Origin of the sequence: Bacillus sp. FJAT-27986, assembly GCF_001685035.1 — a bacterium.
In the GTDB taxonomy this organism is placed as follows: domain Bacteria; phylum Bacillota; class Bacilli; order Bacillales; family Pradoshiaceae; genus Pradoshia.
This window is the reverse complement of sequence record NZ_MAYV01000012.1, coordinates 193,279-218,948: the sequence shown is the minus strand read 5'-3', so window position 1 is coordinate 218,948 and position 25,670 is coordinate 193,279. Positions and strand designations below refer to the sequence as shown.

The 25,670-nt window shown below is 35.9% G+C and carries 21 protein-coding genes and 1 pseudogene; 5 read left to right on the top strand and 17 right to left on the bottom strand.

From position 1 onward, the window contains the following. Positions 1-8 precede the first annotated feature (8 nt). From A8L44_RS07360 to htpG, 9 genes are all read right to left on the bottom strand, one after another. Complete coding sequence (locus A8L44_RS07360; RefSeq protein ID WP_066104310.1) at positions 9-941, bottom strand: carbohydrate ABC transporter permease; 933 nt, start codon at positions 939-941, stop codon at positions 9-11. Positions 942-1,037: 96 nt separating this feature from the next. Beyond that, positions 1,038-1,967, bottom strand: a complete 930-nt coding sequence (locus A8L44_RS07355) for an ABC transporter permease (RefSeq protein ID WP_066103708.1) — start codon at positions 1,965-1,967, stop codon at positions 1,038-1,040. Between the two features lie 452 nt (positions 1,968-2,419). Then, complete coding sequence (locus A8L44_RS07350; RefSeq protein WP_066103706.1) at positions 2,420-5,527, bottom strand: alpha-mannosidase; 3,108 nt, start codon at positions 5,525-5,527, stop codon at positions 2,420-2,422. A gap of 17 nt (positions 5,528-5,544) precedes the next feature. Beyond that, a complete protein-coding gene (locus A8L44_RS07345) occupies positions 5,545-7,425 on the bottom strand; it encodes a family 20 glycosylhydrolase (protein ID WP_066103704.1) in 1,881 nt (626 codons plus the stop codon). Positions 7,426-7,451: 26 nt separating this feature from the next. Then, positions 7,452-8,081: a YesL family protein gene (locus A8L44_RS07340; RefSeq protein WP_066103702.1), complete on the bottom strand. Its 630-nt coding sequence runs from the start codon at positions 8,079-8,081 to the stop codon at positions 7,452-7,454. Between the two features lie 39 nt (positions 8,082-8,120). Then, a complete protein-coding gene (locus tag A8L44_RS07335; protein ID WP_066103700.1) occupies positions 8,121-9,437 on the bottom strand; it encodes a glycoside hydrolase family 125 protein in 1,317 nt (438 codons plus the stop codon). An 11-nt stretch (positions 9,438-9,448) separates the two neighbouring features. Beyond that, a complete protein-coding gene (locus A8L44_RS18690; protein WP_139063812.1) occupies positions 9,449-10,855 on the bottom strand; it encodes a glycoside hydrolase family 38 C-terminal domain-containing protein in 1,407 nt (468 codons plus the stop codon). Further along, a complete protein-coding gene (locus A8L44_RS18685) occupies positions 10,792-12,147 on the bottom strand; it encodes a hypothetical protein (protein WP_139063811.1) in 1,356 nt (451 codons plus the stop codon). Before A8L44_RS18685 ends, A8L44_RS18690 begins: the two co-directional genes overlap by 64 nt. A 525-nt stretch (positions 12,148-12,672) precedes the next feature. After that, positions 12,673-14,553, bottom strand: a complete 1,881-nt coding sequence (htpG, locus tag A8L44_RS07325) for a molecular chaperone HtpG (RefSeq protein WP_066103698.1) — start codon at positions 14,551-14,553, stop codon at positions 12,673-12,675. Positions 14,554-14,808: 255 nt separating this feature from the next. Here htpG and A8L44_RS07320 point away from each other — a divergent pair, with 255 nt between their 5' ends. Further along, on the top strand, positions 14,809-14,991 hold the full coding sequence (locus A8L44_RS07320) for a hypothetical protein (RefSeq protein WP_066103696.1): 183 nt from the start codon (positions 14,809-14,811) through the stop codon (positions 14,989-14,991). A gap of 14 nt (positions 14,992-15,005) precedes the next feature. Then, complete coding sequence (locus A8L44_RS07315) at positions 15,006-15,254, top strand: spore coat protein (RefSeq protein WP_066103694.1); 249 nt, start codon at positions 15,006-15,008, stop codon at positions 15,252-15,254. A 234-nt stretch (positions 15,255-15,488) separates the two neighbouring features. Here A8L44_RS07315 and A8L44_RS18460 read toward each other — a convergent pair. The 4 genes and pseudogenes from A8L44_RS18460 to A8L44_RS07300 form a co-directional block, all read right to left on the bottom strand. Further along, positions 15,489-15,586: pseudogene (locus tag A8L44_RS18460) on the bottom strand (Arm DNA-binding domain-containing protein); the annotation flags it as partial. 407 nt (positions 15,587-15,993) lie between these two features. Further along, a complete protein-coding gene (locus tag A8L44_RS07310; RefSeq protein ID WP_066103692.1) occupies positions 15,994-16,482 on the bottom strand; it encodes a prolyl-tRNA synthetase associated domain-containing protein in 489 nt (162 codons plus the stop codon). A 311-nt stretch (positions 16,483-16,793) separates the two neighbouring features. Beyond that, positions 16,794-17,213, bottom strand: coding sequence for a hypothetical protein (locus tag A8L44_RS18895; protein WP_066103690.1), 420 nt, complete (start codon positions 17,211-17,213; stop codon positions 16,794-16,796). A gap of 207 nt (positions 17,214-17,420) precedes the next feature. Next, positions 17,421-17,867 carry a DUF6376 family protein gene (locus A8L44_RS07300; protein ID WP_066103687.1) on the bottom strand — a complete coding sequence of 149 codons (447 nt, stop codon included), beginning with the start codon at positions 17,865-17,867 and terminating at the stop codon, positions 17,421-17,423. A gap of 384 nt (positions 17,868-18,251) precedes the next feature. On the opposite strand from A8L44_RS07300, the gene A8L44_RS07295 reads away from it, so the two are divergent. From A8L44_RS07295 to A8L44_RS07285, 3 genes are all read left to right on the top strand, one after another. Next, entirely contained in the window at positions 18,252-18,674 is a 423-nt protein-coding gene (locus tag A8L44_RS07295) for a hypothetical protein (RefSeq protein ID WP_066103686.1), read from the top strand. Between the two features lie 556 nt (positions 18,675-19,230). Beyond that, on the top strand, positions 19,231-20,136 hold the full coding sequence (locus A8L44_RS07290) for a sulfurtransferase (protein ID WP_066103684.1): 906 nt from the start codon (positions 19,231-19,233) through the stop codon (positions 20,134-20,136). A 215-nt stretch (positions 20,137-20,351) separates the two neighbouring features. Beyond that, on the top strand, positions 20,352-21,401 hold the full coding sequence (locus tag A8L44_RS07285; protein WP_066103682.1) for an aldo/keto reductase: 1,050 nt from the start codon (positions 20,352-20,354) through the stop codon (positions 21,399-21,401). Between the two features lie 74 nt (positions 21,402-21,475). Here A8L44_RS07285 and A8L44_RS07280 read toward each other — a convergent pair whose 3' ends face one another. The 4 genes from A8L44_RS07280 to A8L44_RS07265 form a co-directional block, all read right to left on the bottom strand. Next, a complete protein-coding gene (locus tag A8L44_RS07280) occupies positions 21,476-22,630 on the bottom strand; it encodes a thiolase family protein (protein ID WP_066103680.1) in 1,155 nt (384 codons plus the stop codon). 55 nt (positions 22,631-22,685) lie between these two features. Next, a complete protein-coding gene (locus tag A8L44_RS07275; protein WP_066103678.1) occupies positions 22,686-23,663 on the bottom strand; it encodes an NAD(P)H-dependent flavin oxidoreductase in 978 nt (325 codons plus the stop codon). Between the two features lie 537 nt (positions 23,664-24,200). Next, a complete protein-coding gene (locus tag A8L44_RS07270) occupies positions 24,201-24,656 on the bottom strand; it encodes a HutP family protein (RefSeq protein ID WP_066103676.1) in 456 nt (151 codons plus the stop codon). Between the two features lie 376 nt (positions 24,657-25,032). Then, positions 25,033-25,413: a helix-turn-helix transcriptional regulator gene (locus A8L44_RS07265; protein WP_066103674.1), complete on the bottom strand. Its 381-nt coding sequence runs from the start codon at positions 25,411-25,413 to the stop codon at positions 25,033-25,035. Between the last annotated feature and the right edge of the window lie 257 nt (positions 25,414-25,670).

Sequence of the window (25,670 nt, the reverse complement as noted above, 5' to 3'; positions counted from 1 at the left end):
TTTCTATATTATTCTTTAACGCCGCCAATAGTTAGTCCGCTGATGAAGTACTTTTGGAAGAACGGGTATGAAACTGCTATTGGTAACGTGGCGATAACAACCATTGCCATTTTAGCTGACTCTTGTGGAATCGTATCAAATAAACTTTGTTGTATTGAGCCAACATCTAAATTTTGCCTCATAAATTCAAGGTTTGCTTCTATTTTCATTAGTAATGCTTGTAACGGCACTAAATTCGGATTATCTATATACAACAAAGCCGTAAACCAGTCATTCCAATAACCTAATGTGCTAAACAATGCAATTGTGGCAATACCCGGTAATGACAGTGGAAAGATGATTTGGAAAAAAATCCTCCATTCACTAGCTCCATCAATTCGCGCTGATTCTAATATTGATTCGGAAACTGATTTCAGGAAAAATGTCCTCATTATGATGATATAGAAAGCATTCAATGCAAGCGGTAAAATTAATGCCCAAATTGTATTTTTCAATCCTAAAAATTGAGTAACAATTATATAAGTCGGTACTAGACCGCCGCTGAAAAGCATTGTGAAAAAGGCTAGGAAAGTAAAGAATTTCCGATATTTAAATTGCGGTCTTGAAATAGCGTAAGCATAAAAGGTAATCATTAACACACTTATAATGGTCCCGAGGATAGTAACAAGAATGGTAACGCCATAAGAACGGAATAATCGTTCCTTCATACTCCATAAATAAAGATATGCATCAGTACTCCACTCTTTTGGAAATAGCTGAAATCCATTTCTTACAATACTTTCTTCGCTTGTAAAAGAAATTATGATGACATAGATAAATGGAAATACACACATGAATGCTAATATTGCCAGAAACACACTGATAATTATGTTTACGACAGGGGAGATTTGCTGGGGGTCTCGATACTTTTTCCTTTTCTTATCCCCTCTTAGCTCTCCCATCGATTGTGAAACGACAACCGGTGCTGGATCTTGCTCTAGTTTAGCCATAAAGTTAGCCGCTTGAGCGACTCTCCCTCCTTTCCGAAGAAAAAAACTTTAAAACAATGCACTTTCCTCATCAATTTTTCTGACTATGTAATTCGTAATCATGACAAGGGTAAAACCTACAACGGACTGATAAAGACCGGCTGCTGTACTCATACCGATATCCCCAAGATTCATAAGACCTCGGTATACGAATGTATCAATAACATTTGTAACCGAATACAATGCTCCGGAATCTCTTGGTACCTGATAGAACAATCCGAAGTCCGAGTTAAAGATCTTTCCGATATTCATAATGGTTAAAATAATCATTAATGGCTTAAGCATTGGTAAAGTAACATGTTTTATTTGCTTCCATTTTGAAGCACCATCAATCATTGCTGCCTCGTAATATGTTCGGTCAATTCCAACTATAGATGCTAAATATACGATACTGCCGTAACCTATACCTTTCCACAAGCTCATAAATACTAGAATAAATGGCCAATATTTTGACTCGCTATACCATGAAATGGGATCAATATTGAACCAACTGAGTACATGATTCATTAGGCCATGATCAGTACTTAAGAAAGTAAAAACAAAATAGCTGCCAATAACCCAGGAAATAAAATGTGGGAAAAGGATAGAAGTTTGATAAATTTTTGATTGCTTTTTATTCACTAGCTCATTAAGCAAAATGGCTATTCCCACAGCAGCAATAAGCCCAACAACAATAAAGATAATATTATATAAGAGAGTATTTCTTGTTATAATCCATGCATCATTTGTACTGAACAAATATTTAAAGTTATCCCAACCTACCCATTCACTATTGATAACGCTTGCAAAAAAACCGTCTGGATGGATTCGAAATTTCTTAAAAGCTAATACTTGTCCAAACATAGGTAAATAGGAGAATACCAATAACCAAATGGTTCCAGGCAGGACCATTAGAAGCCAGACTCGATTTTTATATAGATCACGTGCAAATCTTTTCAAGTGTTTTTACCTCCCTTCAAACTATGTAAGCACTTTCATAACTATATTTTATAGGGAATAGAGCTTAATTTATAGTTGACTAATTTAGGATTAACTGGAAAAAACTTAGAAACAAAATATTTTTAGTACTTTTTATATAACCACAAAGAATAACAAAATCGATTAAAAGATAAATCACTAAAAGACATAAAACAATATCTTCCAGTAATTTTTAAGGCTTAACCTACAACTAGGTTAACGAGGCATAATTTTAAGATAGTAATTTTCATGCTATTTTACTTTTTTTTTTTTACTAAACAACTTTTACGTAATTTAATAAATTTTTAAACAATGTAAGTTTACCTAAAACTTGAAGTTATTGATGTAGTTGCTTAAGCCAAATAGTAAAAGCGAATTGGCTTTATAAATACAAAAATGAACGGAAAGAATGATCAAACCGTTCATTTTTCTGATTATGTTATTCTGATTGTTTTTATTTCATAAGGCCAAATTTCCATCTTAATCGGTGCAGATGATTCTGTACCGATAGGTTCTTCCATTAAATTCGTCTCAATCCATGATGAGTTATCTGTGTGGAAATTCAATGATACCGTACCCCTGCGCCCCTCATATTCATGAATCCGAACGATAATCCCTTTTCCATCGTGAGCAGGCTTAATAGCATCTATCCAAATATGGTCCGAATCAGTTTCTAAGAAAGATTCCTCTCTCGTCCATTTTCCTTCTGTAGATAAAACCGGTGCATTTAAATCCCAAGCTTTTTCCACTGTTTTCGCTATTCTCCAATCTCCTATATGCGGATAAAGAGAATAAGTAAAGGAATGTTGCCCCTGATCAGCTTGAGGATCTGGATGAATTGCCGATTTTAATAAAGTTAAACGCATCACGTTCTCCTTGATGTCATACCCGTATTTTGAATCATTTAGCAAACTGACTCCAAAATCTGGTTCTGATAGGTCGGCCCACTGATGACCGACAGTTTCAAACCTTGCCATATCCCAACTGGTATTCCAATGCGTAGGACGCTTTACATTACCATATTGAATATCATAAGTAGCTTCTGTAGACCGAATATCAACAGAGAACGATGCTTTGAGCAACTTCCTTTTTTCATGCCAATCAACATCAGTTATAAAATCAATCCGTCGATCATTATGATAAAATCTGATTCGTTGAGTAATGGACGAATGATGATACTTCCAAGTAACAAGAAGGCTAAAGAAAAGCTCACCATTTTCCTCCACTTTAAATGTACTAATATCACGAATTTCTTCCATTTTTTCTTGATAGAATAGATCAATATCCCAAGCATCGTGTGCAAGAGGCTTATCTTCAAAGATTTGCAACACATTTCCATTTTGACCATCTGCTAAAATATTACGATTTGTTTCTTTATCGTAAATTTTGATCATCTGACCATACTCATTCCATTCAACTTGGTAGAATGCCGTTTCTAATTTTCTATTATGATAAATAAAATTAGAAGCTGCTGGAATTATTTCATCTGGCTCAAAATTTAAGACAGCTACACCAAAAGAAGGTAGGTTTTTCACTTCAATTAACCACCCATTCTCACTCTTTTGATGGTTTAACTCATGTCCTTCTCTATCTATCCAAACCCCAGCGTTAAATTGTGCGAATTGAGACACGAATACATTCCTTTTATCCTTACAATGAGTAGAATTAAATAAAATCGCAGAATGTCCTTTCTCTTCAACGTTCTTACTAATAATGTTTGCTTCCACTTGTTGAACAATCTGTAGTGCTTCAGCGTATTCTTCCCTCGCATCTTCATATACTTCATGTATCGAGGAACCAGGGATTATATCATGAAATTGATTTCTTAGTATAATCTTCCAACCATCCTTAAGACGGTCAATTCCTAGCCATTCTCCCTTTTCAGATAGCCAAGAGGATAGGAATTCTGCCCTTCGGTATAAGAGCTCCAGTCGGCGATTCATCTTTTTCATAAATGCCTGGCTAGTATAAGTTCCACGGTGATATTCAAGGTATAGTTCGCCGTCCCATTTATGAATATAACCATCGGACTTTTCTACATTTTCGTGCAGTTTTTCAAAAAATTCTCCTGCCCCGGATGTTTTCACATTCGGCATTCCCGGCAGCTGATCGAATCTGCGGCGCATTTCAAGCATATGGCGATTAACGCCACCCCCACCGTCACCGTACCCGTATGATAGTAGAAGATCCTTGGATAAATCCTTATCGCGATAAGCTTCCCAAATCCCTTTTACTGTTTTCGCTGTAATGTAGCCGTTATATGTATAGAACCACGAGTCCGGCTCGTTCCAAGGTTCAGGTGTAGTGATAAAATGAGTTAATATCTCTGACCCATCAATCCCCTTCCAAAAAAATGTATCATGCGGCATACGGTTATACTGATTCCAACTAATCTTAGTGGTCATCATCGTTTTGATCCCAGATTTTTTTAATATCTGCGGCAACGCCCAGCTATAGCCAAACACATCCGGTAACCAGAGATAGTCACAATCGATGCCGAACTCTTCCTTAAAAAAATTCTTCCCATAAAGAATTTGACGGACAAGCGACTCACCACTAGGGATATTACAGTCGGCTTCCAGCCACATCGCTCCTCCTGCTTCCCAATGACCTTCTGCAATTCTCTCTTTTATTTGCTCGTATATTTCAGGATAGTCAGCTTTAATATAATCATAGAGCTGCGGTTGTGTTTGCAAGAAGTGATATTCTGGAAACCGATTCATTAGATTTAGTACCGTTGAAAAGGATCGGGCTGCTTTCTCCCTCGTATTTCTTAACCGCCAAAGCCAGGCAACGTCGATATGTGTATGGCCGACTGCATGTATCGTAATATCTGAATTTTTATCAACTGATCTAAGCGTTTCTTTTATATCGGTCTCCGCTTCATAACATGATTCATAGAATTCAATGCTTCCTGGATCAGTCCAATTAATTCGGAATAAAGCGTCCTGAATCATTTTCTTTAAAAACGAATAATGAGAATCTGCTTCCATGCTTTCTTTTAATACCTCATAAGAAGCTAAAAGGGTATAGTATAAATCATCAATACGAGTATCCAGCCAGCCAATCTTCGCGGTTTGGAGTTTAAATTCATTTTCAACAGGAGGGCCTCCGCCTTCAAAGCCGGACCATAATCGAAAATCTAATCGTATGGATCCTTGCGACGTCTCTTGGTCGAAAAGAACTTCTTCATGATTGGAATCTACTCCTTGTACGGGCTTTCCATTAATAAATAATAAGGACTCAAAACCAGAGTTATTTCCTCCTCCTGTTTTCCCAAAAGAAAATAGTCCGACAATTTGTTTATTATTATATGGGAGGTGGCTATCGACATTAGCATGTATCCACATGTAACGATCTCGTCCCTTCCAATAGTTGCCTAACCTCATTTGATGATGTTCATCGTATTCCAATGGTGGAAAGGCACCAATCCTACCATTGTCACTGCAGGTGTTAAATTGAGGAATATCATAGCAGTCACGGTAACGATACTCCCCTAGTTCTTGAATACGTGCTTCAAACTTTCTTTCGGTTAAAAACATGTTTTCACTCCTATGTTTTAGATTGAAAAATTACCAGCAGTGACAATTCGATGATATATATTCCCACCTACTAATCCATCTACAATCTCCCAAGGTCCATCGTGAAGCAGTCGTTTTTCATCTAATTCATTAATTTGATCAATTCTTCCATCAAGCCACTCATTGAGACGATATTTTATGGTGTCAATTCTTGTAATAACCCCCCCATAGCGGATATCAATAACTTCCCAACCGAATGGTTTATAGGCTGTAAACCAAATATCACGATGTTTTTGACGGAGCAGGTCCACGTTAGTTTGAATCCAATCGAGTTTAGGTAAGAATGAACGGATCTGTTCAACATCCTTTTTGTCATAAAGCTCCTTTAACTGAAGGCCTATTTCCGCCTTCACACTCAACACTCTAGCCAGCTGCCCATAAAAGTCGAATAAATGCTCCCAATCAGGATTATGAAGTTTAGCCTTTTCAATCTCATAAACTAGCTTATTATAATGTTCGCCAAGCCCTAAACCTCGAACATTCTCATCATAGAGACCGATTAAAATATCTTGATACAATAATATCTTCGAAGTCATGGATGTGTTCATATTATTCTCCATGACTCCTGGCGTTTCATCCAAGTGTTTCAAAATCATAAAATCTTCAAAGTGTCCTTGACAGCAAAATGCAAAGCGGTCGCCGACTTGTTCATTCGTTACTACTTGGTGATAGGTATGTTCAGCAAATAATTGAAGGATCGGATAAGCCGTTGAGAAAGGTGTCTCTGCTCCATTATCACCCCAGAGTGTAACAAAGACTTCCTTAACTCCTTCTTTTTTACATGCGGCCATAGCTGCTTCAGTAGTAGCAATTGCTTTTCCGTAATTCGGTGCAATTCCATTCCATGTCCATGCACCGCCAGCGAAAATTGGTAGGCGACCTAGATCTTTATGATGTTGGATATATTCTTCATATACCTCCTGCTCTTTACGATAATAATTCCAATAGACAAGGTCTACATCCGGAATTCCACCTAAAATTTCTTCGCTAATATGACCTTTTTCATCATGGTATTTACTATCCTTGGAGAATAGAGGGAAATACATATCACTCCATATCATTGGTTTATAGCCATACTTTTCGGTAATTGCTACAACCTTTTGTATGTGGCGGTTCATAATTTCAATATGATTCACATAACCGTGGTTTTCCAAATACCTTCCAAGTCCTAACTGGAAAGTTTCATCCATTCCAATATGAATACGTTTCGTATGGAAAGCTTCAGAAACGGCTTTAATACAGTTCTCCAAAAATTCATAGGTCTTCGGCTCATCCACCAATAGGATATCATCGGTATCTCTAAATTCAGAAGCATAGTTCCACTTCAGCGCTTCCCGTAAATGCCCTAATGTTTGGATACATGGAATCATTTCAATTCCAAGTTTATTGGCATAATTATCACATGCTTTTAGCTCTTCAATTGTGTATCGTCCTCGCATATAACCAAAATAAGGATGCTCCTTAACTTCATAAGTGTCCTCTGTGTAAAGCATCAATGTGTTAAGTCCCATAATTGCCATTTTTTGCAGCAGCTTTTCCAATTCAGTAACTGTTGGGACGGCATTCCTTGAGGCATCAAGCATTACACCACTCATTTCAAAATTCGGGTCTTCTGATATATCAAATTCATGGTTTTTCTGATAATTCTCAATCCACAAACCTAAAGCACGAAAAAAATGTACCGGCTGATCATAGCTAATTTCCCCGCTACCGTTTTGATTAGCAACCCTAAGCTGTCCACTTTCATTTTTCACCTGAATGGGATGCCCTTCCGTGGAAAGCTCTATATTTAGATGCTTAGACAGAATCTCTATACCATTTTGTACTGAATTTACATCTCCCTTAATATGCAATTTCAAAATAAACTCCTCCTTAAAGATTGTTTTTAGTAACCTTTATTGCTACTTACTTGACTATCTAAAGCTGTAAATCGGCTAAGACAGATTCTCATCATCCAAAAGGCAGGCGCAACTGCAGACACAAATAGAATAAGACCTGGATACTCATTAATCATATAGCCAATCAGGATAAGGCCAATCAAAATGAGTATAGTAGAAGGCAAGCTGGTCGCTACAAACAGAAATGACTGTTTAATGTAATCCCTATTTGGTAGTTCATAATGAGCATAGATTGCAAAAAAGTACCCAATCGCTAAAAATAACACGCATACAAGAATGTATAAGAAGATAGAAAGAAAACTAGCCAAAAAGCCTGTCATCACTTGGTCAACTATTCGAATATCAATAAACAGGAAAAGTCCGATGCCATAGAAAATCAAGCCATTTACATTACTTCTTCTCCATTCTTGAAAATAAATCTGCTTAAATGTTTTTAAAACAGGTACATCCGTTTCGTTTCTAATCCATTTTCTTAATATCGTAAATAAAGCCACCGACGCAGGGAAAAATCCGAATATGCCTAATCCAAGGATAGTAAACGCAAACCAACACCAATTGACTAAAATCACTCTCCAAATCCACTCACAAACACCAATGATCCATGGCACTTTTTTCATTGCTTCATCCCCTCAAATGAAAATTCTCCTTCAAGATACTTATTGATTTTTAATCAATTGGTGATAAAGCGGGCTTCCTTTTACCGCTTTCCCCGTTAAACTTAATACAAATTCACTAAACATTGTGTTAGCCCAAGCAAACCAATCTCTTGTAAATTCTTCTGGGCAATCGGCGTTAAAGCCCTCATGCATATACGCCGTTCCGCCATCAGTTGTTTTAAAATAGTCTAGTATCATTTGTTTTTCGCCTTCAACCGTTGTCGTCATTCCTTGAATTGCAAGTGCAATATGCCAGATATAATGATCAGGTGTATGTGGACTTCCGATTCCATTTGCAAATTTCCCTTCATAATAATATGGATTATCCCTACTTAATATAAATTGGCGTGTATTCGCATATACTTGATCTTCATATGGCATGTATCCTAAATAAGGAGCAGCCAGCAGGCTTGGAACATTCGCATCATCCATTAAATTGACCCTGCCCTCACCATCCGTTTCATATACATACATGTCACCGTTAATTGGGTGAGAGAACTTGGCAAAAGTTTCGATTCCTTGTTTTATTTCATTGCGAAGATTCAGACATTCTTTGCTTAATATTGGTAGGTTCAATACTTGATTGCTGATTTCAGCTGCATATTCAAGTACTACCACTGCAAACATATTAGAGGGCACTAAATACCCGTATGTACAAGCGTCATCACTTGGACGGAAGGCACTCCATGTCATTCCGGTCGGTACAACATGTCCTCCTTTTCCATGACGTATTAATGTGTCGGACTGACGAACTTCTGCACGTTCAAACCGGTATGGTGAATGATTTTCATGATCCTGCTCCGTTCTCCATACATGAAGAATTGTTTTCATAACATCCTGGAACGATTCTTGTAAAAACGCAGTACGTCCTGTAGACTTCCAAAATAGGTAAGCCAGTTGGATTGGATAGCACAAAGAATCAATTTCATATTTTCGTTCCCAAATATGTGGGGTCATCGTTGTTATGTCGGTTTGATAACCTTTGCCGTTGGCACTTTCATTAAAAGCATTAGCATACGGATCATGAAGTATAAAAGAAAACTGTTGGCGAATTACTCCTTCGATTAAATCCGCTAATTCTTCATCTTCTTCTGCTGCCAGTAAATAGGGCCTTACTTGTGCAGCTGAATCGCGGAGCCACATTGCCGGAATATCACCGGTAATTACGAAGGTTTTGCCATCTTCCTGTTTTTTTAAAGTCGTTGTAAACGTATTAACAAAACATTGCTCAAACATTCTTTGTAATTTTGCGTCTTCCGGAAAAAAGTCATTTACATGTTTGATAAGTCTCTGCATTGATTTAGGAATAGTTATCATCAATTCACACCCTATCCTTTTCTTTTAAATCCAAGTGTAATGATTTCTGCATTTCCTGCTTCATATTGATTTTCTGTCAAAGTTGTTGAATCTTCCAAGATATTACTCTTGTACGATTGATAATCTTTGATAGATGCTTTTAGTATCGCATTCTTTTCACCAGGATTAAACCAGCGAATCATGATATCATCACGATCTTCCGCTACTTTCATAGAGGACCATGCTAGTCCCTTGTCTTCAGATTGTACAAATTGATGTATTGGTGGCCTTGTACCTTTATGTATAGTTGGTTGAACAATAACAAGAGGTACTTTAAATTGGTAAGCATCAACAAAAGCTTGTGATTTAATCACATCTTTTTCATGTGACAGTACTTGCCACTCTGCTGTCTGGATTCCTAAGCATTGTGCTTCAGGTGTCGAAAAATATCCCCAGTCTCCGAGCTCAGCTACCGAACGGAGAACAGTAATTGCGATCGTACCGTCTTCTGGCAGGATTTCATATTCTTGAAGACCATGGGTTGCCACGGTTAAGCCCATTTGCTCATCTGCTATACTGCTAAATCGCTGCTGATGGTGACAAAAGCTAGGATTATCCCATTCTTTTTCTGGTTTATTGGGACGAGTAACAATTTCAAATATACTATCTGCTTTGTGAGTTTCTGTCTTTAAACCAGTTGGGAAAAGCACACGGAGACGATGGTCTGTTGCTTGATTATCAATGGTCAGCGTAAAAACCGGACCTTTCATTCCTTTTGCCAGTGTGACAACAGTTCGTAAAGTAATTGTTGTCATTTCATCAGATCTACCTGCCTCCCGTTCTTTATGCCAAACTAATTGGTTCCTTTCTAAGGCTAATCGCTCATCCGCACATGCTGGAATTGATAACGTATGAGTATACTGGAGTACAGTTTTGAGTTTACTTTGTTCCAACCATGAAAATTCGGCTGCTATCCCCTTTGTATTGATGGAGGCATGCCCCTCTGTTTCCTTAAACATATATTCGTTTCCAATATCACCAGTGTCTTCATATATACCAAGATGATGAAATACTTCTTCCGTTAGTTTATTCATTAAATCAAAGCTTCCATCTCCATGAAAATGTAAATGAACATACTCATTTTCCATTTCAAATCTATCATTCTCAGTTTCTCTTGTTTCAGCTAGATGTGCTGGAACCTTTTCTGGTAAAAGGTAGAACGTTTTATAGCCAAATGAAGGAATTCCTGCAGCGAAGAATGATAGCTTAGCCCGTTTAGCAAAAAACGGCTGTCGAAATTGATCGTCTGGTAAATCATATCCAAATTCAATAACAGGTTTTTCAAGGTAATAATCTATTGCCTTTCCTTGATTATCTACGAGTTTATAATAAGGTAATTCTCTTTCCTTAAGATAATTTGGTATTTCTTTAAAATCCATTTGAGAAAAAATATTTTATCCAGATCGATTTCTTTTATGACTACTTCATTTTTCTCCCAACCGGTTGTATTAATTACAAGGAGTGGGATCCCGCCATCCGGTGTTTCAGATGTATCAATTCTTTCAGCAATCTCAGCAGCAAGTTCCTTAACAAATACATCTCCCATCTGCGAAACTGTTTCAAAACGTGTGACCATTTCACGATGGACTTCATCTACACTGCAGCCACAAATGCTATCATGTGGGTGATTCTTCATCAGTGTTTTCCACATAAAACGGATATATTCTCTCGGGTAATCCCCTCCGGCCAAAAGGTTAATAGCTGCAAGTGGTTCCACGACTTTTTCCAGCAATATTTGACACCTCGTATTCCATTGCTTTAAATAAATACGTCTTGATGCCGTGTTGACAAGGGTAGACCAGCCATCTGTTCGCTGGTTACGAAGCTCACCTTCAATGATTTGCAGGTTATTGGGAAGTGAGACTTTTAATGCTTGTATATATTCAGCAAAGCTGGAGTGTTTAAATGTATAATCTGGATATAGTGCACCGGCTGTTTCAATTGCTTGCGGTATTGTTTTTTGCAATGGCTGATGGTCGCAGCCGTTCATGAATAATAATTGATTTGTCGAGGCATATTTCTCTGCATCCTGGATTTTTTTATCCCAAAATACCTTTGCTTCTTCCTCATCAACTGGAATTTCATTCCCATTCGAATACCAATTCGCAAAAAGAATACCTAAAACACTAGAACCGTCTGGCGATTTCCAAACAATCTCGGAATAAGGGGATTCAAAGTTTGGTGTATCCGATACTGTATTATTAAAGCCAGTAGGCTTAACACCACGCCCAAATGCTGCTGTATCAATGCCCGCCTGTTTCAGAATTTGAGGTGCCTGTCCATAAATCCCAAATGTATCCGGAAAATAGCCAATTTTTGAAGCATGGCCATAGACTTCCGTATCATACAAACCAATCTGTAAGTTCCTGATATTAGCTTCAGAACTGGTTAAGAAAGCATCCTGCAACACGTACCAAGGACCAATATAAAGTTTTTTATCTTCAATCAATTGTTTTACGATTTCAAAATTTTCAGGGTGGACTGCAAAATAGTCCTCTAAAAGGATTGTCTGGCCGTCAAGATGAAACGATTTAAATGTATTACCATCCTTCTTAAATTGCTCAATGATACTATTCATGAGTTTGATAAAGTAAAAACGATGTTTTTCAAAAGGTAAATACCACTCTCTGTCCCAGTGAGAATGAGAAATTATATGGGCAGTCTTATTCATAAAGACTTTTCCTCCTTTGGTGATTTACACTCAACAAGAAAGCGCTGTCATTTTTTTGTAAATAGATTCCTTCAATATCTACAATAAAAAAACCAAGTTCTTCTAGCAATAGAATAGAGGAAAGTCATAAAGTTATTACAGTAGATATTAAATTAGTCCAGTGAATTTGTTATGTAGTTTAACTTTATCTTTTAGATACAATTTCTTTGGATTATTAAAATGCATTATTCATACCTTCCTGTATAAAGAAAATTACAATTATGAAAATGATGGAAATCACCCAAAATGCAAAGGCCTAATCTTCTATAATGAATGGTACAGAGAATATTTATACGATGGTTATCTTAACTGCTGTATACGCTCCTTCCTCTACTTGTCCTTCTGTATCATCACATCTACAATGTGCTTATACGAACAAAAATTTATTCTAATATCCTATATATAATAGAGCTGGAAAAGATGCTATATATATAAAAGCATCAGTCTACCCATCTCCTAGGGTAGACTGATGCTTTAAGGTTATGATTAAACCATTACTTTACAAATATTATTTGTAAACTCAACTGGGTCATTGATTGGCAGTCCTTCTATTAATAAGGCCTGGTTATACAATAGCTCAGTATATAAATCCAGCTTGGATTTATCCTGTTCATAAGCTGCTTTTAAAGATTGGAAGACTTCATGATTTGTGTTGATTTCCAATACTTTATCTGCCTTCACATTTTGATTATCAGGCATAGCATTCAAGATTTTTTCCATTTCAATCGTGATTTCTCCATCAGCGGATAAACAAACAGGGTGTGTTTTTAAACGTTTGGAAGCCCGGACATCCTTCACTTTGTTTGTAAGTAATTCCTTCATATAATTGAATATCTCAGTATTTTCTTCTTCTTGTTCATCTGTTTGCTTGTCTGAAGAATTGCGATCAATACCAAGATCTCCGCTGGAGACAGATTTAAATTCTTTCTCTTTATAGTTCATGATCATTTTAACGGCGAACTCATCAATATCTTCAGTGAAGTACAGGATTTCATACCCTTCATCTAGAACAAGCTCTGTTTGAGGAAGCTTTTCTATTCTTTCATAGGAATCACCGGTTGCATAATAAATGTATTTTTGATCCTCTGGCATTCTCGACACATACTCATCAAGAGTCACCAATTTCTTCTCTTTGGAAGAGTAGAACATTAGCAGATCCTGTAAAGCTTCTTTATTTGCTCCAAAATCACTATACACGCCAAATTTAATTTGACGGCCGAAGGATTTGTAGAATGAATCGTATTTCTCACGGTTATTTTTTAATAATGATTGAAGCTCACTCTTAATTTTTTTCGAAATATTTTTTGCAATAAGCTTTAATTGTCGGTCATGCTGCAGCATTTCCCTTGAAATATTCAGTGATAGATCCTCTGAATCGACCATCCCTTTCACAAAGCTGAAATGGTCAGGAAGTAAATCAGCACATTTCTCCATGATCAGAACACCGTTTGAATACAGCTCCAGCCCTTTTTCAAACTCCTTGGAGTAATAATCGAAAGGAATATTCTCAGGGATGTAAAGAATTGCATTATAACGGATTGTTCCGTCTACATTGATATGCAAGTGTTTAAGCGGCTTATCAAAGCCGTAATGCTTTTCATGATAGAAGCTTTCATAATCTTCATCCGTTAATTCACTTTTATTCTTTTTCCAAATCGGAACCATACTATTGATGGTTTGTTCCTCAATAATATTTTCATATTCATCTTCGCTGCCCTCAATTAGGTGCTTCTCTACGGTATCCATTTTGATTGGATAGCGAATGAAATCGGAATATTTCTTGATAATGGATTTTAATTTATATTCATCTAAATATTGATCGAAATCTTCTTCCTCTGAATTTTCTTTAATCGTAAGAATGATTTCAGTACCGATTGTTTCCTTTTCGCATGGAACAATCGTATATCCTTCCGTACCTTCTGATTCCCATTTATACGCGGTATCAGAATCAAGCGCTTTACTGATTACTGTCACTTTATCAGCTACCATAAACGCTGCATAAAAACCAACGCCGAATTGTCCGATAATATCATGGCCATCTTTTGATTCATTTTCACTTTTAAAAGCTAAAGATCCACTTCTAGCTATCGTACCAAGGTTATTTTCAAGTTCTTCTTTGGTCATCCCAATACCAGTATCCAAGATGGATAAGGTTCTATTTTCTTTGTCTGCACTTACTTTTATGTAATAACTTTCTTTATTAAATGTTAAGGACTCATCTGTTAATGCCTTGTAGTAAAGTTTATCAATCGCATCACTGGCATTTGAAATAAGTTCACGCAAAAACACCTCGCGCTGAGAATAAATTGAGTTAATCATCATTTCCAATAATCGTTTGGATTCTGCTTTAAATTGCTGTTTTTCCATTTTCGTCTTTTCCCCTCCATCGTGTTCTGTAAAGAAAAATCATTCGGCAATTAGCACTCATTGATAACGAGTGCTAATTGCTATCTATTTTTAATTATTCACAATTTTAATATGGTGTCAATATATGTAGGATAACTTGTTCGTGTAAAAGTAAAGTGAAGTGATTCACTGATAAGATCAACAACCTTTTAGAAATGCATATTTTATGTGGTTTTAGCAGATAGTAGGAGTGTATTTTTATTGAGGAGTGATAATATGCCAAACTTAAATGAATTAGAACTTCAGAACCTGCGTCATATGATCGGCTCGCATGGCACCCTAGCCACTAAGCTTGATTATTATGCACAGCAATGTACAGACCCAGAAATCATACAACAGCTACAAAAAGATGCTCAAGACGCAAGAAATCATAAAGAAGACCTAATGAAATTTTTATAAAAGGAGGATTTGTCATGCAGGAAAAAGAAATGATTAATGATTATTTATCAGGGTTAAACAGTAGTCTTACAGGTTATGCGTCTATTATTGCACAGACAGAAAATCAGGAATTAAGACAAAAGGTTCAAGATATGAGAAATCAAGATGAACAAAGACAATATCAAGTCTATTTACTGGCTAAGCAAAGAGGCTATTATAAACCAGCACAGCCTGCAACCGAAGATGAAATCATGACCGTCAAGAATGAATTATCGCAGGGATAACAGACAGGTCTTTATTTAACCCTCTTCTTGATAGGGTGGGGGTCGCTGGTTCGAACCCAGTCGGGATCACACTTTACAAGAAGGCTTAAACCTAATGGTATCAAGGGTTTGAGCCTTTTTTCTATTTTTAGTAAAATTAATATTCCATAAACCGATTCGCCTCCTAATAAGAATCTTTGCATGAATATGCCTAAGATTATGAAGTGGCATGGAACCTTCGCCTTTTTAATTAAGCGCTTCACGTTTTGTTTTAAAACCACTTCGATAAATCTGTTTCCTCTTGCCAGTAAGTGTGTCAGCACCGGCATCTATCCAAACGACCATACTTTACCAACTTATTAACTGTCAATAAAAAAACCTCCATTTTTGTTGATGGAGGTAGGGTTGATATTAGTATGGATTTATGAAATAGAAGCATAGTTTGTACTGTGAAAGTTATCTTTCTCTATAGCTTCATATGCAGGATTGAGGGTTGTCCATTCCCTTCCTAACCGCTTCCATATATTCCTCCGCCTAAATATTATTGTATCGGCGTATGGACTGTACTGTCCAATTTCAAACTAAATCGATATCTTCTAATTGATCCAACTTCACTATCTCTACCGTCTAAACCGCATGATTACATTTTTGACTTCAACCTACTAGTCCAAATTTATGTTAATTTTTTATTTAGTGCTTTTGCATTTAAAACACACTCGATTATTTAAGTTTAATCATTCACTAAATTTGGTTGGTTTTATTAAAGTTCAACTATCGTGTACTCATACCCGATTGTAGTTATAAATTTATACATATCTTCTGTAGACATAAATAGAGTTTTAGTGTTGTCATTAGGGTGGAACGTTATTAATCTTTCTGAGAGCATCTCTTTATCTAAATAGACTTTTATGTCGTGTTCATCATTGTTTAGCAATCCAAAAATAGAAACAAAACCAGGAGATAACCCCATTTTTTCCATTAACCGTTCGGAAGAACCAAAGCTTATCCGTTTTTCATTGAGAATAGTAGCAAGATGATCCATATCAAGACGCTTTGCTCCATCCATTATAACTAAATAAAACGCATTCTTTTTTTTGTTGGTAAGAAAGAGCGTTTTAGTGCGCACCCCTTCTTTCCCATCAATATATTTGTCTGCTTCAGCTGTTGTCCAAGCAGGAGGGTGTTCAACTACTTCAAATGGAATATTCATTTTAGTTAAGGTATTATATACAATTTGATATTGTTCCATAAAGAATAGGCCTCCATCATTACAGTTCTGAATATTGTTATTATATTAAAATATTTTATCATAAAAATCCCGAAGTATTTGCCTTCGATAAATCAATCTTGAAAAATCTTATTAATCATTTTAAATAATGATCACTAAGCTAACCAATAGACCATAACAAAAGAAACTGCGATCTGATGTGAACCCAAGAAGTTAGATTGGACTCTAACTGGGGTTTCAGTACAGATCGCAGTTCCTTTAATTTTATCAAAGCTACGCTACTAGTAAATAATTAGAATCTATAACCATTAAGTTTGCTTCGCTTATTTTAGCTACCGATTAATCAGAAATAGAAAAGCTAGTACTACAATTAATAATGCAATAAAAACTGACATCCACCCGATCTTCACCCTTATTAATAAACGGTCAACAATAAAGAATGAGATGGCAGAAATAAGACCAAAAACTTGTAACATTGATCCGAAAACAACATGAAATAAAAAGGAAGCAATTTCACGAATTACCCCTTTTTTTGAAAGCTTCCTGCTAAACCAGTCACTAAATATGGATGTCATAACCCCGTAGGTAATAACAATCATAAAATTCATATAATATAAATTATAAAATAAATCCCCTTCAAAACCCGCTGGTATTGAAAAGATAAGGGAAAATATTAAACTACTAACAACGGCCGTTACTATTTTCCTCTTTAAAATAATCGATATTTCCCCTATTTTATCTTGTTTGCTCAAACATAGCACCCCTAAGAAAGATTAGTATTTAATATAAATATTCGATAATCCATCATCTATACCCTTTTTCATTAACGTGCCCCTTTATCTCCATAAGAGGTTTAACAAAAAAACATAAATCCTTCCTGGATCAACGGACTGATAGTAGTACAATAAAAAACTGGCTACAGGATTTTAAATCCTGTAGCGCCTCAGTAGAATATTATTTTATTCGCTTAATTTCTTAATTTGGCTTAACAGATCATTATAAACAGCGATTTCCTCCAATAAACCAATTTCCGAAAGTAATTCTGAACTTAATGTGCCTGCCTCTATATTTTCTAAATACAACTCAATACCACTTGCTAGTTCCATATTATGCTCTACCACTTGATTATGGATATCCTCTAACATAGCCGGTGCTTCAAGTATATTGAATTCTTCTAATTCATTTTGCATTTCTGTTAATAACTCTTCTAATTGAATTTTTGAATTTAAATCGTTTATTGCTGCTTCTGCTACAGTTGGTAATTCATTTGCAAATTGATTTACTTCATCGATGTAATCCGTAGCCTCCGTAACATAATTTAAAGAATTTGACACTTCCTCTATTGTCGAACAACTCGTCAGAAAAATAGTCATTGGTAAAATAAGCATTGATAATAATTTTTTCATTCTTTTTCCTCCATCCATTCCTCAGTATAAACAAAATATATATCCTAATCGACTCATACTCGCCAAGTATATTTCATACCATTATCAGTCATCCAATTTATTAATTTATGGAAGAATCACTCTACTCAATGTAAAAACAACATTTATCTTTAACAAAAGCTCTTTTAAGAATAATAACAAACCTACTGATATCTTCTAGTTTAACACACTAACCGATTACTCCATTTATTCTCGATCCAATCAAAAGCAAACATTCAACTATAACAAAACAATCTATTCCATGATTGTATATTTAATGTTAAAGAATTATTGCCCACACCCTTAATCAAACCAAATAATATACTGTCGTTAGCCTATAAAAAATTGAATTAGGAGTGTATATTAATGGAATATTATGATCGACAAATCCCCGGGCTTCCCAATCTTCCGTTTCCTATTCCAGGATGGCCTGGAACATCAACAGGATGGCCGAATACCAATACTGGAATGCCCGGCACAGGTGGTTCACCAACTGGGGGCACACCCCCACCTTCACAGAATACGATTAATATGTATCAATATCTTCTACAAAACCCGTCAAAAGGCCAAGAGGTTCTAACATCAGGTACATGGGTTGGTTCAGGAACTGGAACAACTTTTGGGGTGGGCTGTGATAGACGCTGGACAATTATGCTTTTAAATAATGGTCGTTATGTATTAATGTGGGTCCTATCAGCAAGTCCGTTTGGTAATACTACAGGAATCATTTTTCCTACTTTTACTTTTGCCTCTTTCCCTACATCTAGTATATTAGCTTATAGTTGCTAATTATTAATTATCTAGACATATGTAAATACCACGAATCTCTTAATATGACGGTAAAAAGTCAACTATCTGTCCACCGATACTATAAGTAAATCACTTGCGGTGGATGGATATTTTCTCTCGAAGTATACATACCATCTCAATATAAGATTATCCAAACAACGAATGAACCCTAGAATCGCTTATTATCAAACTACTTAATCAAACCTAAAAACTTTCAGGTACAGAATTCTATTTATCGGACTAGTATTTGTAACGTAATGCATTTTATATGTATTTCTTTAATGATACTTTTACGAAAGATAAATGAAGGAAAGACTCCCTGTTTGACAGCTTATGAGACAATCTCCCGTTGAGATAAGTATGTTACGTATCAATGTTTTAGAAAGGCATCAAATATCAATTTTTCATAAACAGTGTCAAATAATTATAGACTTTCCTGATAGTTATTGGGATCTAAATTAAATTGTCACTGATGTTAGATAAAAAGCTAATTCATAGTATTTACATAGAAATTATTATATATTTAACAGAATAACTTATATAGGAGGAAATATACATGCAAACAATTCCTATTATTGTTTCTACAGAATGGTTATCAAGCCGACTTGATGACCCTAAATTAAGATTAATAGACGTAACTACTCTTATGAAACCCTTAGAAAATGGCAGTATCACACTCTCATCAGGTAAGGAATCATATGAACATGAACATATACCTGGGGCGGTGTATGCAGATTTAATAAATGAACTATCTGATTCCGCTTCTGATTTACCATTCACTGTTCCTGATAGAGATTATTTCATAGAAAAGGTTTCAGAATTAGGAATCGGCGATCAGGATACTTACACTGTAATCTATGACCGAGGAGCGGTTGTTGGGGCTCCATTTTTTGCTCCATATTGGGCATCTCGTTTAAGATGGCAGCTTAAATATGAGGGCTTAGACAATATTGCTATTTTGGATGGAGGTTTGCCAAAATGGATTGAAGAAGGTCGTCCTGTTACTACTGATCAGACATCCTATCCAAAAGCTTCGTTTACAAGCTATAGAAGAGATCATTTATTAGTTACAATGGATGAGGTTTTAAAATCTATAGATGATGATTCGGTTATTCTAATCAACAGTCTCTCTCCAGAGGATTTTCGCGGTGAAACTAACAGTTATCTGAGAAAAGGCCATATACCCGGCAGTGCCAATGTATTCTTCGGATGCCATACTGATTCAACAACAAAAAATGTTCTTTCTGATGAAGAATTGAAGGATAACTTTGCGGATATCGGTGTATTTGATTCCAATAAAAAAGTAATCACCTATTGCGGTGGCGGAATCGCTGCTACCTGGAATGCTTTAATACTAGAAAAATTAGGTGTGCAAAATGTCGCGGTGTATGATGGCTCCATGAATGAATGGGCCTCCAAGCCTGACCTACCATTAGTCACTGGAAGTAAAATGATAGATTAATTGATAATTAGAGAAGATCCTCAAATCATTCGGTTTGGGGGTCTTCTATTATTTATTACAAGGTTGGGGAGTATCGGTGAATTATTGAGTGAATCGGCTGAATTATATAAGAATTCAGCTGGATTATCGGTTAAATTGAAATGTTAGGAAGGATTCTTACTCAAAGATAAAGAAATAAGTACGCAGAAAGATATTCTGAGGATGGGGTTGGGAAGTTGAATAAAGATGAGATTCTAATGAATAATGGTTCTGCAACTTCAAAAGCTACTTCTGCATATTTAGATAGGCATGGAGTTATAAAAAGAGAACTTTCTTGTTTTTCAGTCTCTCCAATCGCCATTGGCACACATTTAGGCAGTATGGATGAAACAGACTCTAGACTTTATCGAACTTCGATTGAATATGGATTGAAAAATGGTATCAATTTTGTAGATACAGCAATTAACTATCGAGGAATGAGATCAGAACGTGACATCGGCTTAGTTTTATCTCGTTTAATTGATAATGGAACAATAAATCGCGAGGAAATAGTGATTTCTACAAAAGCCGGAATTATCCCAGGAGATAATGATGCAGGGCTTGTACCTAAAGATTATTTACAGAAAATACTCCTAGATGCAGCAATAGTTGAAGAAGCCGATTTACATATCGTAGGAAATCAGCGACACGTTTTGGCTCCTTCCTATTATCAGTTCGCAATCGAACAAAGTAAGAAGCATCTCAGAATAAATACCATTGACATCCATTATATACATAATCCCGAACTCTCAATGGTGGTTTTAGGAGAAGAAGCTTTTTATCATCAGCTTGAATCACTTTTTTTATTTTATGAGGAACAAGTATCCAGGGGAAATATTCGTTATTACGGGTTTGCATCCTGGGTTGGATTATTATGTAATCCTAAAGAGAAAGGGTATGTATCATTGGAGAAAGTTATGCAAACTTTAGTAAAAGTTGTTGGAGTAAATCATCATTTCAAATTTCTACAATTCCCCTATAACAAAATCACTCACTATGCCAAAACAAGACGAAATCAACAAGTAAATCAAAAATTTCATACTGTTTTAGATGCCGCGAAGGAATTTGGGTTAACTACAGTGACCAGCGCTCCATTTAACTTAGGTAAATTAATTGATAGAGAATGTACTCCAGACGATTATTTACTCTCCATTTTGGGAGAGCAAAACATTAGCTCAGTAATGGTGGGAATGAAACATCCGAACCATGTGGTTAACAATCTTAGATTAATACAGATAAAACATTAAAAATAAAAATTAGTGAATTGAGTAGAAGGCATAAATCTGATTTATGCCTTCTTTTGTTCCAAATAATCAATGTTTTATTCTATTATTCTTTCAATAATAGTAGCATTCGCCATTCCTGCTCCCTCACAAATGGCCTGTAAACCATACCTACCCTCTATCCGTTCTAATTCATGCATTAATGTAATCATGACGCGAGCGCCACTAGCTCCTAATGGATGACCAAGTGCAATAGCTCCTCCATTAACATTTAATTTTTCTGGGTCAGCTCCAAACTCCTCCATCCAGCATAAAGGAACAGGTGCGAATGCTTCATTTACCTCATATAAATCCATATCATTAATGGTTAAACCGCTCTTTTTTAATACCATTTTAGTAGCCTCAATCGGACCTGTAAGCATTAAGGTTGGGTCAGAGCCTATTACTGTTCTGGAGATAATTTTAAAGCGCGGCTTTAATCCCAATTGGGTCGCTTTCTCTTTTGACATAATAAGAAGCGCTGCAGCACCATCACTCATTTGACTCGCGTTACCCGCATGAATGACTCCGTTTTCTTTGAAGACGGTTGGTAGTTTGGCCAGTTTCTCCATTGAGGATTCACGACGCGGTCCCTCATCCTGAGTGACTATAGTTTTAGTCCCGTCATCATTAACTACTTCTATTGGCATGATTTCTCGTTCAAAACGTCCTTCCTCCTGTGCCCGGATAGCCTTTTGATGACTTCTAATTGAAAATTCATCTAGCTGATTTCGGCTAAATCCCCATTTTTCAGCAATTCTCTCTGCAGATAACCCCTGGTTAATTAATTCATAACGCGAAGACAGTTCTTCACTTGGTTTTGCATGTAACCTATTTGACCCCATTGGCACTCGAGTCATACTTTCAACTCCACCTGCAATTACAATATCCATATCACCGCTTAAAATAGCCTGTGCAGCAAAATGAACCGCCTGTTGACTTGAGCCGCATTGACGATCAATCGTTGTGGCAGGTACATGGATTGGGAAATCGGCCATCAGTACAGCTGATCTTGCAATGTTTATGGCTTGTTCTTCAACCTGAGAAACACAACCAATAATAACATCTTCAACCAGACCACTTGAAATACCAGCTTTCTCGGTAAGTTTACGTAAAACTCCTGCAAGTAAATCATCCGGACGAACTGAACTAAATACTCCCTTTCTTTTCCCGACTGGAGTCCTGACTGCTTCCACAATAACCGCTTCTCTCATTAGAGGTTCCTCCTTTAAAATTCACCTTGAAAATCAAATAACTTTTTTTTTAGATTCATAACTTAGTAGCTGCTGTTGAAGGTAATATGTCTAATGCTTTCTCATATTCCTGCTGCAAAGTTTTAATAATAGACTCTATTGGTTGAATATCTTTAATCGACCCTACTCCTTGGCCTGCAGACCAAATATCCTTCCAGGCTTTTGCTTCATTTTGTTGACGAACCACATTCATTTCGCTTTTCCCCGGTAGGTTAGCTGGATCCAAACCAGCTTTTTTGATACTTGGTGTGAGGTAATTTGCATTCACACCACTAAAGGTATTCGTATAAATAATATCGCTGGCATTCGATTCAATTAACATTTCTTTATACCCTTCTTTAGTAACCGCTTCCAAAGAAGCGATAAACCGAGTTCCCATATAAACAAAATCAGCACCAAGCACTTTTGCTGCAAGAATTTCTTGTCCGTTTGATATACAACCTGCCAAAATAATAATTCCATTCCAAAATTGTTTAACTTCAGCTATAAAGGCAAACGGATTCAACGTTCCTCCATGACCACCCGCGCCATTGCAAACAAGAATTAATCCATCTACTCCGGCCTCAGCTGCTTTTTTTGCATGCTTAATGCTTATAACATCAGAAAAAACCAGCCCGCCATATTCATGGACGATTTTAACTTCATTTACCGGTTTTCCAAGTGACGTAATTACGATAGGTGGTTGGTATTTCTTTATTAACGCTAAATCACTTTCATAACGATGATTAGTAGAATGAACAATTAAGTTTACTCCCCAGGGTGCTATTTTTTTGTTTCTATGTTCTTTCTGTAATCTTACATGTCCATCCTTTATTTCTTGAAACCATGCCTCCAATTGTTCCTCAGTTCGTGCATTTAAAGTTGGAAAAGTACCAATAACCCCGGCATTACAGCTTGCAAGTACCATTTCAGGAGTAGAAATAATAAACATTGGTGAAACAATAATCGGCAAAACGGATTGCTCCGCTAATTCTTTGACACTTTCTTTTCTCATTTGTTCTCCACCTCCAATTTTTTTATCATTTTTTGATTTTACAACTACAAATTTCTGTTTTGGAATAAATAGAATCCTGTTGTCTATTTGATTTTTGAGAAAAGATTATGTAGAGTTTTACTAAAATCTTTATATTGGCGGTCTAGTTTGGATGGTGTATAGGATGGTGAAAGTACACCTTAATTTATGATCAATTACATAAAAAGCCCAGATTCAATTCCCTAAACAAGATACACTCTATTTCAAATTAGATAAGTAAAAATCCCCTCCATCCATTTAACTTAATGTGTAATTTTTTCAATTAGAATCTTTATTCATTAGCTACTTAAAATCACTGCATATAATACTTTTTCAACAACAGTTAGATATTCCCTTTAAATTACCGATAAAATGATTGTGTTTCTGTTTTTTTAACCATCCATACACATGGTCCTGCCTTGATCAAACATGTTATTCATAAAAAATATAAAAAGAAGACTTCACTAGGAAAAATTATTCCTGGTGAAGTCTTCTGAATAGGGTGACAGATAGCGCTGACTATAAATGATTAAAACCAAGGCCTAATGTTTCCTGTTCAATCCCTTTTTCCTCTGAATCAGACCGTCCATAAATGCAAACACCAATCCATTCATTGCCCGTGCTTATTTTTTTATTTTTACCTCTTACTATGCCATAGGTTAAATCAACTTTTTTAAGTAAGTCACCTACTTGAATGGTCCCTCTGCCGACTCCTTGTACTGCCTCTAAAATGGTATGATATAACGTATTTCGTTCATTGTAGGATTCCGAATTTATAATTCCCTTTGTTTTTGCACTTGCTTCAATGACAGAGATGACTTTATTCAAGTCGATAGATCCTATACTTCCCACAGTATACCGGCAATTTTCCATGTTTAACTGCTTCTTTATCATTTCTCCCGCTTCATTGTTATGTAAGAGTACCAATAAAGAAGTTAACTTGCCCATCGTGAAATCGTGATCCTGTATGATCATCTTTAGCACCCCCTCAGTAAATAAAGCAATTGCCAAGTGAGAATAAATTGTCCTTAAACCATTTTAATAATCACAACTTAATATTTCGTTTATTAGTGCTTTTTATACTTATAAACAAACGAATTCTTGGGAGCTAACTAAATTGAACATCTTTATCCCATTACTATATATGTATTTTAATTCGAATCGATTTATTTATGTTTTTTTAATAGGAGGGATCTTTTTTCAAATTTTCATTTGCATCCCTTTAAATCATAAATACGTAAACTTAAGGTGTAATTCATTCTATACATGCAAAACAGACCGACTTGCTATGCAAATCAGTCTGCCTGTTGAAACCTAATTTTATTTTGCTATTTATTTAGAATCCTGACCCTTATATTTTCTTAACTGGACCAAAATGATCCTCTAAAGCAACCTGCAGTATGCCGATTGAACGTTCCAGCTCTTTTTTCATTAACTTTCGGTAAATTTCTAATTCTTCTTTCCCTTTATCCGTTAAATAATAAATAAAAACTTCTTGAACATTTTCTTGCGGATCGCCGAGTATTTCGGTTCTTTTTTTTACGAATCCGGCTTTATACAATTCTTTATAGGTTTTATAAATTTCCGTATGGGTTGGCGAATAGCCAAATGGTTTAAATTTTTCTCTTAAATCATTTAACACCATGGAACCATAGTCCCTTGGATGAGAAGCAATCTCCAGTAGATAAAGCTTTAAAAATGCTTTTTGTTTTAATAAGAATCCTCTGTTCATTCCCCTCACCTCTTACATTAGACATCACTTTTAATCTTATATTATCAAATTTTTTCTTTCTTGGTGGGTTTTGTGATTTTTTCTTGGTGGCTGGGTTTTTAGAAAAAAACTATGAAGATTTGGAACATAGTTTGTTTAGTTCTTATTAATAAAAACATATGTTATTTTCTCTCATAAAAAGTAATTTTAAATGTTACCGGAGTTATTATACTTTTAGTGTTAATTCATTGAAGTTTATTATCTTAAAGTTAGAATGA